The sequence below is a fragment of the Myxococcales bacterium genome, from assembly GCA_016712525.1.
Classification (GTDB): domain Bacteria; phylum Myxococcota_A; class Polyangia; order Polyangiales; family Polyangiaceae; genus JAAFHV01.
In genome coordinates, this window is record JADJQX010000007.1 from 1,284,009 (window position 1) to 1,297,755 (window position 13,747).

The following is a 13,747-nucleotide window of genomic DNA, read 5'->3' on the forward strand; positions in this document are numbered from 1 at the left end:
GAAGGCGTTCTGCCTCCCTCCGCGCGGGTCGTCGGGGTGGGTCGGTCGTGCGCTCAGCTCTCGATGAAGCTCTTGAGCTGCTTCGAGCGGCTCGGGTGGCGGAGCTTGCGGAGGGCCTTCGCCTCGATCTGGCGGATGCGCTCGCGGGTGACCTCGAAGTCCTGGCCGACCTCTTCGAGCGTGTGATCGCTCTTTTCGCCGATGCCGAAGCGCATACGGAGGACCTTCTCCTCGCGCGGGGTAAGCGTCTTCAGGACCTTGCGGGTCTGGTCGGCGAGGTTGTTGTTGATGACGGCCTCGGCCGGCGAGACGACGCTCTTGTCCTCGATGAAGTCGCCGAGGTGGGAGTCCTCCTCCTCGCCGATCGGGGTCTCGAGGCTGATGGGCTCCTTCGCAATCTTGAGGACCTTGCGGACCTTGTCGAGCGGGAGCTCCATCTTCTCGGCGATCTCCTCCGGCGTCGGCTCGCGGCCGTACTCCTGGACGAGGTAGCGCGACGTGCGGATGAGCTTGTTGATCGTCTCGATCATGTGCACCGGGATACGGATGGTGCGGGCCTGATCGGCGATCGCGCGCGTGATGGCCTGACGGATCCACCACGTCGCGTACGTGGAGAACTTGTAGCCGCGCTTGTACTCGAACTTGTCGACGGCCTTCATGAGGCCGATGTTGCCCTCCTGGATGAGGTCCAGGAACTGGAGGCCGCGGTTCGTGTACTTCTTCGCGATCGACACGACGAGGCGGAGGTTCGCCTCGACGAGCTCGGCCTTCGCGCGCTCGGCCATGCGCTCGCCCTCGCGGATCTCCGAGTAGGTGGCGCGGAGGGCCTTGATGTCGAGCTGGAGCTCCTCTTCGACCTTCTTCAGGTTCTTGAGGGCGGCCGAGTGGTTCGAGAGGACCTCCTCGGGCGTCACGCCGTGACGGCGCTTGTACTTCTTCTCCGCCATGGCGTCGCCCTTGGCGGTGCGCGCCTCCTTGCGGAGCTGGTCCATGTCGACGCCGGTGCGCTTCTCGAGCTCGGTCGAGCCGCTCTCGGCGCGCTCGACCTTCTGGATGAGCGTGCGCAGCTTGAGGACGACCTTGTCGATCGTCTTCTTGTTGAGGCGCATCTCCTGGAGCGTCTCGACCATCTTGAGATGGTTCGTGGCGATCTCGGTCTCGACGGCCTTCTTGCGCGTGGCCGAGAGCGTGCCCGACTCGCGCTGCGCGGCGAGGTCCTGCCCGATTTTGTCGAGCTGCTTGACCTTGTCGATCGAGCGGAGGACGCGGCGATCGGCCTCCTCCTCGTCGAACTCTTTCTCTTCGTCGTCGCCGTCGCGGATGATCTCCTTGACGCGGATTTTGTGCTTCCGGAGCTTGTCGCCGAGATCGATGATCTCGCGGACGGCCACGGGCGAGCTCAGGATCGAGCCCAGGATCTGGTGCTCGCCCGACTCGATGCGCTTCGCGATCTCGACCTCGCCCTCGCGCGTGAGCAGCGAGACCGAGCCCATCTTCCGGAGGTACATCCGGACCGGGTCGTTCGACTTCGAGTAGTAGCTCTCGTCGTCCTCTTTTTCGCGCCCGTCGCGGGGCACGTTTTTCTTCTCGGCGGCCTCTTCCTCGACGATCCGCTTCGGGGCGATTTTGACCTGGGTCGCGGCGTCGACGATCTCGATGTCCTCGTCGCCGAGGACGCTCATCATGTCGTCCATCTGGTCCACGGCGACGTCGCCGGGCATGGACTCGTTCACTTCGTCGTAGGTGAGAAAGCCTTTCTTCTGGCCGTTTTCCTTGCCCGCCGCTTCTTCTTTCCGGTCACGGTTCTTCGTCGCCATTGCCCGCCTTCTTCCACCAACCACGTCGTTCGGGACGGTAGGTGCTCACGTCCCTCGGTTTCGCGTGACGCCGGCCTCGTGGAGGCCACGTCGCTCACTTGATCTTGTGCCGTGCTCTCGCTCGCAGCGCGGCTTCCATGGCCAGCTCGGCCTTCGTTTCAAAGTCGACTTCCGGCTTGTAGTTCTCCCGCGCGAGACTTTCGGCCTCTTCCTTGAGGAGGAGCCTCTTTAGCTGTTTTGCGTTCTCGAGCAAGTCCCGTTTTGCTTCGATTTCGGTCTCGAGCTTGGGGGCGCCCAGGTGCGAAGAGGCGAAAACGTGGAACGTTTCGTCGATTTGTGCAAGAAATTCGCTGACATCGAGGCGCTTGACAGCGGGATCCCAGGCATTTCTCAGGGCCCTCACGAGGAGCACGCTCGGGCCGGAGAGCAGGTCGAGCGCCTCGGCCGCCTCGGGATCGTCGAGGAGCTGGGGTACTCGATCAGCGCTCCCACGATTTCGCGGCGCTTCGAGACCTCGGGCGACCTGTGCGCGATGCGCGCGTCCTTCGGTCCTTCGGGCGGGGGCGGCGGCCCCCCCTCCTCGGGCAACCCGGGCCGCGTCGCCTTGGGCTTCGGCCGCGGCACGTTCGCCACCGCACGGCGCACGCTCTGCTCGAGGGCGCGGAAGGCGTCGCTCCCGGAGCGCACGAGGTCGAGCCTCCCGGCGAGCTGATCGGCGTAGGACTTGTGCATCGCGCGGACGATCGGGTCGCTGTCGGCGCTGAGGATCTTCATCACCTCCGAGACCCGCCGCGCGCGCTCGAAGGCGTCGGACTGGGCGAACGAGGCGTCGAGCAGCGTGTCGATCTGGTAGGTCGTGATGCTGCGCGCCTGCGCGACGAGATCCGCCACGGCGTCGGGCCCGCGCTCTCGGATGACCTCGTCCGGGTCTTTCCCTTCGGGCAGGCTCGCCACCTTCGCGGAGAGGCCGGCCTCGGCGAGCGGGGCAGCCGACGCCGCGACCGCCTTCCGCCCCGCCGCGTCGGCGTCGAAGAGGAGCACCACGTCGGACGCGAACCTCCGGAGGAGCTTCGCCTGCTCGAGGGTGAACGCCGTGCCGAGCGGCGCGACCACGTTCGTGATGCCCCGCGCGTGCAGCGACACGACGTCGAAGTTGCCCTCGACGACCACGGCCTCCCCCGCCGACCGGATCGCATGCCGCGCGGCGTGGATCCCGAAGAGCATCGCTCCCTTCGTGTAGATCGGGGTCTCGGGCGAGTTGATGTACTTTGCAGGCTTGTCCGACGGATCGCGTTTTTCGGAGGGGTGCGGCTCGAGCGCGCGGCCGCTGAACGCGAGCACGCGCCCCTGCGGATCGACCACCGCGAACATGAGCCTGTGACGGAACCTGTCGTAGTGCCCGGCCCCGCTCGTGCGCGGCGCGAGGAGGCCGGCGGTCTCGGCGGTGAGCGGCGAGATGCCTTGGGCGCGCACGAACTTGGCGAGGCCGTCCCACTCCGGGGGCGCGTACCCGATGCGGAACGCCTGGAGCGCCTGGTCGACCTCGGGGCCACCATGACCACCCGCGAACGACGGCCGGAGACCGCGGCGATCGAGCTCGGCGAGCGCGTACTCGCGATCGGGGTGGTCCCGGAGCTGCTGCTCGAAGAAGACCGCCGCGAGCTGGCTCACGGCGTAGAGGTCGTCTTTCTGGCGCTTCTGGCGGTCGACCTCGGTGGGCGCGGCGTGGGTCTCCTCGACCGAGAGCCCGAGGCGCTCGGCGAGGGACCGCACGGCCTCGGGGAAGGTCGCGCCCTCGAGCTTCATCACGAAGTCGATCGCCGACCCCGACTCCTTGCACCCGAAGCAGTGGTAAAAACCGCGGTCGGGGTTCACGTGGAAGCTCGGGCTCTTCTCCTTGTGGAAAGGGCAGAGTCCGACGAAGCTCCTGCCGCGCCGCTTGAGCGAAGGCACGTGCTCCCCGACGACGGCGAGAATGTCCGTCCGCTCGCGTACGGCGAGGATGGTCTCGGGGGAGATCACGAGCGTCTTTCGTTATCGGCCATGTCGCACCGGGTCAAGGACCGCTCGTGGAGCGTGCATCGCTCGACGCGCCGCGTTGCGGCTTTTTTCGGCTGCGCATTCGGCACGTGCCGTCGTTTTCCCGTACGATGAGGGTGAACGGCCGTTGTCGTCCGGGCAACGGGAACGTGACGTCGCGCATGCCCATGACCATGCACACCTCCGAGCTCTACGCCCGCGCGCGGGACCGCGTGCCCGTCAAGGTGCGCCTCCACGGGGGGCACATCTCGGAGCACGCGCCGGCGCGGACGACCTGGCTCATGCTCGCGACGCTCGGGCTCTACGGTCCTGTCTGGCTCTATCGGCTCGGCCACGAGCTCCGAGAGACGACCGCCCTCGACGAGATCCGACCGGCGCGGGACGTGGCGCTCACCTGCCTCACCCTCGGCCTCTACGGCATCGTGATCCTGCGAAGGTACGCGCGCGCCGTGCACGCCGTGTCGGTCTATTTCGAGCGCTCGCACGCGGATCGCTCGAACGAGGTGCTCACCTTCGCGGTCGGCGGCGTGTTCTCGTTCGGGCTACTCTCGATCGGCGCGATGCGGATCCTCGACGCGCAAATGAACGGGCTCGGGGCCCTCACGGAGGCCCGCGTCCGAGAGCGCGCGCGTCTCGCCGAGAGGGCCTCGGAGCGCCGCATCGCGGTCCCCCCGTCCTCCGGGCGAGGCCAAGCCGAGGCCGCGCCTCGTCGGCTCGACGAGGCGGGCTGAAGGGCCGTTCGGGTCCCCGGCGAGCGGCGCGCGCGCGACACGTCGAAATCGTGCTATGCGCCGCGCCATGAGCTCGCGTCGCAAAGCCCATCTGGTCCTCGCCGACGGCACGGTCTTCGAGGGAGAGTCGTTCGGCGCCGAAGGCATGGTCACGGGAGAGGCCGTCTTCTCGACCCCGGCGACCGGCTACGAAGAGTCGATCACCGACCCGTCGTTTTACGGGCAGGTGCTCGTGCTCACCTCGCCCGAGATCGGGAACGTGGGGATCACCCACGAGGACGCCGAGTCCCGCGACGGGGCTCCGAAGATCCGTGCCCTCGTGACGCGGTCCCTCTCGCCGCTGCCTTCGAACCGTCGCTCCGAGGAGACCCTCTCGGCCTACCTCGAGCGGCACGGCGTCGTGGGCATCACGGGCGTCGACACCCGCGCGCTCACGCACCACCTGCGATCGCACGGGAGCCAGGCGTGCGCCGTCGGGACCGCGCCCGTGGAGGACCTCCGGCGCGAGGCCAGCGCGGCGCCGTCGATGAACGGACAGAACCTCGTCACGTTCGTGACACCGAGCGAGAGCTACACGTTCACCGAAGGCCACGGAGCCCTCCAGAGCCCGCTCGCCGTGACGCCGCTCGAAGGCCCTCGTCCCAAGGTGGTCGTGCTCGACTTCGGCACGAAGAAGAACATCCTGCGGAGCCTCGTGGACCTCGGCTGCGACGTCACGGTGATGCCCGCGCACACGAGCGCGAGCGACGTGCTCGCCCAGGATCCCGACGGGATCTTCCTCACGAACGGCCCCGGCGATCCGGCCGCGGCGACCGACGTCGTGGCGACGGTGAAGGAGCTCCTCGGCAAGCGCCCGCTCTACGGCATCTGCCTCGGCCATCAGCTCCTCGGCCTCGCCCTTGGCGCCCGCACGTTCAAGCTCACGTTCGGCCACCGCGGGGTGAACCAGCCGGTCGTCGATCTCCGCACCCAAAAAGTCGAAATTACGGCACAAAATCACGGATTTTGTGTCGACACGGCCACCCTCCCCGCGAGCGCCGTGCCCACCCACCGGCACCTCAACGACGGCACGCTCGAGGGGCTCGAGGTCCCGGGGCTCTTCGCCGCCAGCGTCCAGTTCCACCCCGAGGCCGCAGCCGGCCCGCACGACTCGAGCGGCTTCTTCGGCCGTTTCCTCGAGGCCATGCGGGCCCATCGGCGCGCCGATGCCCGCGCCTGACCCGGCCGACGTGGCTTGCAGAGGTAGGAGAGGGTGCTACATTGACCATGTGCGTCACTGGGCTCTACCTCTCGCCGCGGCCTCCCTGGCCCTCGCGTCCGTGCTCGCCGCGTGCTCCGACACGCCGGTCGCCAAAAAGGCCCCCGTGCTCCCGGAGGACGACTTCTTCGTCGAAGAGGAGCCCATCGTCCCCAGCGACCCGGACACGGTCAACCCGAACAGCTTTCAAGCGGGCGAACGACCGGCCGCGCCCGAGCCCGACGACGCCGGCGTGAGCGACGCTTCCACGGCGACCGACGCGCGGGCCGACGGCGGCGCGGGTGTCGACGCGAGCGTGCCCCCGAGCGACGGCGGCGCGACGGCCTACTGCGCCGGGCCCCTCGTCGCGGGCGACCTGCAAATCACCGAGTTTCTCGTCTCGTCGCGCTCGGGCTCGGGAGACGACGGCGAGTGGATCGAGCTGTCGAGCACGCGCACCTGCACGCTCCGGGTCGGCGGGCTCGTGGTCGAGTCTCCGCGGGGGACGGCGTTCGACAGGGCCACCCTTCCCGCCGATGCCGAGGTGGCGCCGCTCGGCAAGATCGTCGTCGTCGGCACGGCCGCGAAGGCGACGAGCTACGCCCTCCCCGTGGCCTCGTTCCCGTTCGCCGCGACGGACGTGCTCAAGAACGACGGCGACCGCATGACCGTCCGCTCGGGCACGACGATCGTGGATCAGCTCGACTACCCCGCGTTCTCGAACCTCACGGCCGGGCGCTCGATCGCCTTCCCGAAGAACTGCCCGGCGAACGTGCGGTCCGATTGGGCCCGCTGGAGCCTCACGTTCTCGACGTACGCGCAGGGCACGCAGCGGGGCACTCCCGGCCGCGACAACACCGACGTCACCTGCTACTAACCCGCGCCCGCGGGAGCACGGCCTCCCCCTGCGCGAGCGAGAGCCCATGGCGAAGAGCACGAAGACGACGGACCCGACCGACAAGACCATCTACTTCGTCAGCCTCGGCTGCCCGAAAAACCGCGTCGACTCCGAGGTGATGCTCGGAGTCGCTCGGCGCGAGGGCTACACGATCGTGGACGAGCCCGACACGGCCGACACGATCGTGGTGAACACCTGCGGCTTCATCGGAGAGGCGAAAAAGGAGTCGATCGACACCATCTTCGAGATGGCCGAGCTCAAGCGCCACGGCGCCCTGAAGAAGCTCGTGGTCTCGGGGTGCCTCTCGCAGCGCTACCCCGACGCGCTCGCGAACGAGATGCCCGAGGTCGATCACTTCCTCGGGTCGAGCGACATGCTCAAGCTCGCCGACGTCCTCCGCGGAGACGCCGAGCGCGTGCTCGTCGGGAACCCGGCCGACTGGGTCGTCCGCGCCAAAGACCCGCGGGTGCTCACGCAGAGCCGCGCGAGCGCCTACCTCAAGCTCGCCGAGGGCTGCAACCGAACGTGTGCATTCTGCACCATTCCCGAGTTCCGCGGGAAGCAGCGCTCCCGGCCCGCGGCCGACATCGTGCGCGAGGCGCGCGCCCTCGCCAAACAAGGCGTCGTCGAGCTGAACCTCATCTCCCAAGACACCGTCGCCTACGGGCGTGATCTCCCCCAGGCCGAGCGTGTCTCCCTCGCGAAGCTCGTGGCCGACGTCGCCGACGTGCCGGGGATCCGCTGGGTGCGTGTATTCTACCTCTACCCGGAGACCCTCGACGACGCCCTCGTCGACGTGCTCGCGAACCACCCGAACGTGGTGAAGTACGTCGACATGCCGCTCCAACACGCGGCGGACGCCATGCTCCGCCGCATGAAGCGCGGCCACGGGATCGGGCGGCAGAGGCGCGTGGTCGAGCGCCTTCGAAAGGCCATCCCGGGGCTCGCCTTCCGGACGGCCTTCATCGTGGGCCACCCCGGCGAGACCGACGAAGAGTTCCAGGAGCTCTGCGACTTCGTGACGTGGGCCGAGTTCGACCGCGTCGGCGTGTTCCGGTACTCCGACGAAGAGAGCGCCAAGAGCTTCCTGCTCGAGGGCAAGGTCCCCGAGCGGGTCGCCGCGAAACGCGCGCGGAGCCTCATGGCCCTCCAGCGCAAGATCTCGCGCAAGAACCAGAAGCGCCTCGTCGGCACCGACGTGGACGTGCTCGTCGAGGGCCCGAGCGAGGACCACGAGCTCGTGATGAAGGGGCGCCACGCCGGGCAAGCCCCCGAGATCGACGGCCACGTCTACCTCTCGGGCGGCGAGGTGAAGGCGGGCGAGATTCGGAGGGTGACCATCACCCAGGCGAGCGACTACGACCTCGTCGGTGAGGTCCACGAGGCCGAGCCGGCCCGCCGAAAGGGTCGTGTGGGGCTCAAGGTCCTCGCCTGACAACCGCCGTCACGGAGCTGCCAACCCAGTTGGCAACTGCCGTTCGATTTCCCGGGCTTTTCGAGGAGATGCGGTGGCACGAGTCGTGCTAATCTCGTAGGCATGGTGGTTGGTCGTCGTGCGCTCCTCCTCGCATCTTCGGCGGTCGCCGTGCTCGGCGTCGCGGGGTGTGTGAGCCCGACGTTGCCGCTGCCTCCACCCGAGCTTCCTGCCGTCTCGCAAGGGACGGCCCCGGGGCGGTACGTCCTCTCCGGCGCCAAGGGGGCCGCGCTCGCGGACGCCTTCGTCATCGCCATCAACGAGAGCGCGAGGCTCCCCCGCGACCAGCGGGTCGCCGGGACCCAGGCGGACTCCGACGGGTCCTACCGCATCGAGCTCTACGCGAGCCCAGGGGACCGCATCGACCTCACCCAGGAGCGCGGCAACGAGCGCTCGCCGCCCGTGTCGGTCCAGATCCCGCGCTGACGCCTGACGGGAACGTCGAGCAGCTTGGCGGAAAGCGCGGTATGGTCGCGCGGACGCGATGGGCCGATTCGGGCGTTTGCAGGACGTGCTTCGTTCCGAGAGGTTTCGCCCGATTCCCTTCGCGCTCGTGCTCGCCGTCGCCGCGGCCATAGGGGCGCGAGGCGGCGTCGACCTGGCCGCGCCCACGCCCAAGGCCGCGATCGCCCGAGCGCTATCGGCGCATGGGATCGACGCGTCGGCGGAGGGGGTCGAGCTGTCGACGTTCGTCGTCTCTCGGCGGCCGCGGTCCCTCGGGTCCGTCGAGGTCGCGCTCGTTCGTGGCCGCTCGCCCTCGGACGACATGCACGATCTCTACATGACTTTCGTGCGGCGCTCGCCCGAGGGCGTGGTGCTCGAGGTCTCGGCGCCCGTGAACCTCACGAGCTCCGCCAGCGTCGACGAGGGCGCGCCCGTGGTCTCCGGCCCCTTCGTCGCCTACACGACGGCCCTCGACGGCGCCCCGAAGGCGATCCACGTGCTCGATCTGCGGGGTCACCCGGCGGCCGAATCGGCCGACTTCACCTCTCTCCAGAAGCTCCAGTCGGCCGGTACGGAGTGGCAGAAGACGGGCCTCTCGCAGGGCATCGTCCACGACGTCTACACGCTCGCCGGGGACTTCACCGAGGCCCGCCTCGCCTTCCGAGGCGACGCGCTCGACGTGGGGCTCGGAGGCGGGACGAAGGTCGTGCTCGATCCTGGGTCTCGCCGCGTGCTCGAAGGCGCCGAGCTCCTCCGCGTGAGCCTCGCCGAGAAGGGCCGTCCGGCGGGCTTCGTCCCATGGGCGGTCGACCGGGTTCGCTCGGTGCCCGCGTTCGGCGACGAGAACATGCAGATCCTGAAGGCCGTGGCGTTCACGGGTCTCGAGTGGGCGGAGAAGGCGCGGACGAAGGTCACCGGTGGGCCCACCGTGACCGCCGAAACCCCGAGTGGTCTCGAGGGGTTATCGCAGGTCACCGGGGGCACCGTGACGAGCACCCGCGACCCCGAGGTCGGCTTCCCTCCGGCGCCGCTCGAGCCGATCTTGAAGCCCGCTCTGCCGAACGAGGGCACCTTCGTCGCCCTCGAGAACGACCCGTTCATCACACCCATCCCGGGCGTCCCGGCGCCGTTCGCGCAGACCTTCCTTCGTGCCGACCCGAACCGCACGGGCACGCGCATCTTCATCACCATGTGGGACGCGCGCGTGATCGCGCTGCACATGGAAGCCGGGACCGTCGAGCCCGTGAGCGCCACCGGAGAGGCCGGCCCTGGAACGATCGCGCGCACCCCCGAGGTGCTTCGCAACGTGGTCGCGGGCTTCAACGGCGGCTTCCAGGCTCAGCACGGCGAGTACGGCATGCAGGCGAACGGCATCATGTACCTGCCGCCGAAGCCGTACGGTGCCACGGTGATGGAGCTCCGGGACGGGTCGACCGCCATGGGCTCCTGGCCTGGAAATTCCGAGGTCCCCGACGAGATCCTGAGCTACCGCCAGAACCTCACGATGATCGTCCAAGACGACAAGTGGAACCCCTGGAACCGCACCTGGTGGGGCGGCACGCCGCCCGGCTGGCACGACACCATCCACACCACGCGGAGCGGCCTCTGCCTCACGAAAGAGGGGTATTTCGGCTATTTTTACGGGGTCGACATCGCCACCGAGGAGCTCGGCCGCGCGATGCTGCGGGCGCGCTGCCGCTACGGCATGCACCTCGACATGAACGCCGGCCACGCCGGGTTCGAGTTCTATTCGATGGCCCAAGGGACGGGGTTCTCTCCCCTCGGGCGGCCGCTCCAAGCCGACTGGGAGTACGAGGGCCAGGTCAAAGACTTCCCCGACTTCCGGTTCCGCGCGCGGCGGATGATCCGCGCGATGGGGCACATGAACTTCCCCCGCTACATCCGGCGGGACGAGCGCGATTTCTTCTACCTCACCGCGCGCCGGGTGCTACCGGGGCCGCCGCTCGATCCGGGCGCCGCGGCGTGGCGGGTGAAGGGCTTGCCTCAGCACGGGTACCCCTACGCCATCGCGACCACCACCGCCCGCGTCGAAGGCGCGGGTTCGGCGATCGCGGTGCTCGAGGTCGACCCGAAGGCCGTCGATCCGAAGGACGGCGCCAACGACGATCCCACCACGGTGCTCGCCTTGGCCGACCGCCGGGGAGACGCTGGCGCGCCCACCTCCCCTGGAAAAACCGCGCTCGTGCTCGCCGACGGGCGCTTCTCGCTCGTCGCGCGTGAGAAGGCCCAAGGCACGCCGCTCTTCACGGGCAACGATGCCCCGACCCCGGCGACACGGGCGGTCGTCGGGGTCCGGGACGAGGACGGCGTGCTCCTCTACGCCGAGATCGCACGCGACGAGCCCAAACGCGCCGACGCCCTCGCCGGCGGCGCGGCCTTGCTCGGGAGGGCCGGGGCGTCGAAGCGCGTGTTCGTCGCGAACGACGTCGCCGCGCTCCTCGGCGGTGGGCTCGCGCTCGACGGCGAACGCGATCCCGTCCCCCACGGCCCCGTGACGATGCGCCTCGTCCGCCGCGCGATGCCGGGAGGGCGCCCCTATTTCGAGTCGACCCCGGTCGTCGACGTCTCGGTCTGGCGCCCCCTGCAGATGCAGCGCGTGCGCTACTTCGCCAAGCCGAAGCCGGCCCCCTCCCCGTCGGCCTCCGCCAACCCCTGAAGCATGAAGTCGTACCTACCACTACAAACCGACGTGGGGGCGGCCGAGCGACGACGGGAAAACCGGGGGAGCGGACGAAATCTCGCCCGAAACGGACGGCTGGGCGACGATAGTCGCTCGTCAAGGTGACGCGTCGGCGCTAGCATGCGCGCCGGCGGGACGGGTATCCGGCAGCCTTCGGTCAACGAGGGGTTCCGGGCTCGCTTCGACCGAGGGAAAAACGCGCATGTTGCGCCTTTTTCGCTCATGTCCAAGGCGGAGACCTCCGCACGGCTCCTACGGGTTCGAGAGAGCGTTCATGGCAGACGAAAACAAGAGCGGGACCGACCTCGACATTTTCGAGGGTCTTGGCAAGAAGACCGCAACGAACGGCGCCGCGGCGCCCCCGCCTCCCCCCGGTGCCGGCGCGAAGGGGCCCGAGCCCAAAAAGACGCTCCTCGGCGTCGCCATCCCTGCGCCGCCTCCTCCTCCCCCTTCGGCCGCGCCGCCGCCCCTCCCGCCCACGGCTTCCGCGGCTCCGCCGCCGCCGCCTCCCGCCGCCTCGGCCGCGCCCCCGCCCCCCCCGCCTGTCGCGTCGGCCGCACCGCCGCCGCCCGCCGCCTCGGCTGCGCCCCCTCCGCCGCCCGTGCCCAGCGCCGGACCTCCGCCCCTCCCGAGCACGACCCCGAGCGGGAGCATGCGCGCGGCTCCGATGATCCGTCCCTCCGCGCCGCCCGCGCGGAAGAGCCTGCCCGCGATCTCCGTTCCCCCGAAGCCGGGGAGCACTCCGCCCGCCGCCGCCGAAGCGAAGCCCGAAAAGAAGAAAAAGGGCATCGATATGGACTGGGACGACGAGGATGAGGCGACCCACATCTTCGACAAGGACAAAAAAGAGGACGACGAGCCGGCGCCGACCGAGGTGACCGACAAGGGCCTCCCCGAGTCGTTCCCGAAGGCCGGTGGCGCGACCCTCGTCGGAATGAGCGCGCAGCTTCCTCCTCCGCCCCCGCCGCTCAAGTCGGCCCCGCCGGGTGGGCCGTCCGCCCCTCCGCCTCCTCCGCCTCCTGGCGGATCCATCCGCCCCGGGACGCCCCCGCCCCCGCCGGTCCAGACGCACACGGCCCCCATGCCGATGCCCGGACCGCCGAAGCCCCTCTCTGCGCCGCCGCCGAAGCCGCCGACCCCCTCGGCTGCCCCCGCCGCCGCCGGACCGTCGCAGCCTCCCGCCACGGCCCCTGCCTCGGTGCCCCCGAGCGCGCAAATGACCTCGCGGGCGATGGAGCAGACCGCGCTCGTCACCCGCGCGCAGCCCGAGCCGAACCGCACGGGCATGATCGTGGGCCTCGTCGCCGGCGTCGCGCTCGTGGCCGGTCTCGGCGTCTTCTTCCTGATGCCCCGCACGGGCGCCATGGCCGTCAACGTGACCGACGCGAAGGGCGGCGCCGTGAGCCGCGTCGCCGTGTTCATCGACGGCACGCAGCAGTCGTGCACGGTCGCGCCGTGCATCGTCGAGAAGCTCTCGGCGGGAGTGCACCAGGTCAAGGTCGAGGCCGACGGCTTCGAGCCGCCCGCTCCGAAGGCGGTCAACGTGAACTCGGGCCAGAGCAGCACCGTCGACTTCGCCCTCGTGGCGGGCGGCAAGGGCGGCACGGGTTTCAAGGTCGCCGGCAACCAGGCGGGCGTGAAGCTCTTCGTCGACGACAAAGAGATCGGGCAGATTCCTCAAGAAATCAGGGATCTTGCGCCCGGCGAGCACACCATCAAGCTCGCGGGCTCCGACAGGTACGCGCCCGTCGAGAAGAAGATCACGGTCACGAAGGGCGAGGTCCAAGACGTCGCGCTTCCGCTCAAGGTCGTGAAGGGCAAGGCGACGATCAACCTCGGGACGGAGGGCGCCACGGTGTTGCTCGTCTCGGGCTCGGACCGGCGAAAGTTCCCGTCCCTCCCCGTCTCGGTCGACCTCGATCCCGCGAAGCCGTGGGTGCTCGAAGCCACCAAGGCCGGCTTCACCGACTACCACCAGAGCATCACGTTCGAGGACGGCCAGGCCGAGAAGACCTTCACGGTCACGCTCGATCCGAAGGGCGCGGCCACGGCGCCCGCCGGCGGCACCCCCGTCACGTCGCCGGGAACCACCGCCCCGGAGAAGCCCGCAGCGCCGGAGAAGCCCGCAGCCCCCGCGGCCGCGGCCGGCGAGGCGTTCATCACGATCAACTCGACGCCCGTCTCGAACGTCGCGCTCGACGGAAAGCCCCTCGGACAGACCCCGAAGGTCAAGGTGCCTGTCACTCCGGGCGCCCACACGATCATGCTCATCAACACCGAAGAGGGCCTGAAAAAGAGCGTCTCGGTGACGGTCAAGGCGGGCGAGACGAAGCCCGTGATCGTGAAGCTCCGCGAGTAAGACCCGTGGTACGCTGAGGTTCTTGTCACACGCGCAAGAACCTCGC

The 13,747-nt window shown here is 69.4% G+C and carries 10 protein-coding genes; 7 read left to right on the top strand and 3 right to left on the bottom strand.

Going from position 1 to position 13,747, the window contains the following annotated elements:
• Positions 1–53: 53 nt before the first annotated feature.
• The 3 genes from rpoD to dnaG all read right to left on the bottom strand — a co-directional run bounded on the left by rpoD (position 54) and on the right by dnaG (position 3,839).
• Positions 54–1,817, bottom strand: coding sequence for an RNA polymerase sigma factor RpoD (gene rpoD, locus IPK71_22555; protein MBK8216521.1), 1,764 nt, complete (start codon positions 1,815–1,817; stop codon positions 54–56).
• A gap of 94 nt (positions 1,818–1,911) precedes the next feature.
• Positions 1,912–2,229: a hypothetical protein gene (locus IPK71_22560; protein MBK8216522.1), complete on the bottom strand. Its 318-nt coding sequence runs from the start codon at positions 2,227–2,229 to the stop codon at positions 1,912–1,914.
• The gene (dnaG, locus tag IPK71_22565; GenBank protein MBK8216523.1) at positions 2,217–3,839 is read right to left on the bottom strand and encodes a DNA primase; all 1,623 of its coding nucleotides are present in this window, start codon (positions 3,837–3,839) and stop codon (positions 2,217–2,219) included. The genes IPK71_22560 and dnaG overlap by 13 nt, the downstream gene beginning before the upstream one ends.
• A 185-nt stretch (positions 3,840–4,024) precedes the next feature.
• Here dnaG and IPK71_22570 point away from each other — a divergent pair, with 185 nt between their 5' ends.
• The 7 genes from IPK71_22570 to IPK71_22600 all read left to right on the top strand — a co-directional run bounded on the left by IPK71_22570 (position 4,025) and on the right by IPK71_22600 (position 13,701).
• Positions 4,025–4,588, top strand: coding sequence for a DUF4234 domain-containing protein (locus tag IPK71_22570; GenBank protein ID MBK8216524.1), 564 nt, complete (start codon positions 4,025–4,027; stop codon positions 4,586–4,588).
• 67 nt (positions 4,589–4,655) lie between these two features.
• Entirely contained in the window at positions 4,656–5,807 is a 1,152-nt protein-coding gene (gene carA, locus IPK71_22575; GenBank protein ID MBK8216525.1) for a glutamine-hydrolyzing carbamoyl-phosphate synthase small subunit, read from the top strand.
• Positions 5,808–5,856: 49 nt separating this feature from the next.
• Entirely contained in the window at positions 5,857–6,702 is an 846-nt protein-coding gene (locus IPK71_22580; protein MBK8216526.1) for a hypothetical protein, read from the top strand.
• Positions 6,703–6,748: 46 nt separating this feature from the next.
• Entirely contained in the window at positions 6,749–8,158 is a 1,410-nt protein-coding gene (gene rimO / locus IPK71_22585) for a 30S ribosomal protein S12 methylthiotransferase RimO (GenBank protein ID MBK8216527.1), read from the top strand.
• Between the two features lie 102 nt (positions 8,159–8,260).
• Positions 8,261–8,623 (top strand): hypothetical protein, encoded by a 363-nt coding sequence (locus IPK71_22590; GenBank protein MBK8216528.1) that lies wholly within the window; start codon positions 8,261–8,263, stop codon positions 8,621–8,623.
• Positions 8,624–8,708: 85 nt separating this feature from the next.
• Positions 8,709–11,318, top strand: a complete 2,610-nt coding sequence (locus IPK71_22595; protein ID MBK8216529.1) for a hypothetical protein — start codon at positions 8,709–8,711, stop codon at positions 11,316–11,318.
• Positions 11,319–11,616: 298 nt separating this feature from the next.
• Positions 11,617–13,701, top strand: a complete 2,085-nt coding sequence (locus tag IPK71_22600) for a PEGA domain-containing protein (protein ID MBK8216530.1) — start codon at positions 11,617–11,619, stop codon at positions 13,699–13,701.
• The last annotated feature ends 46 nt before the right edge of the window (positions 13,702–13,747 follow it).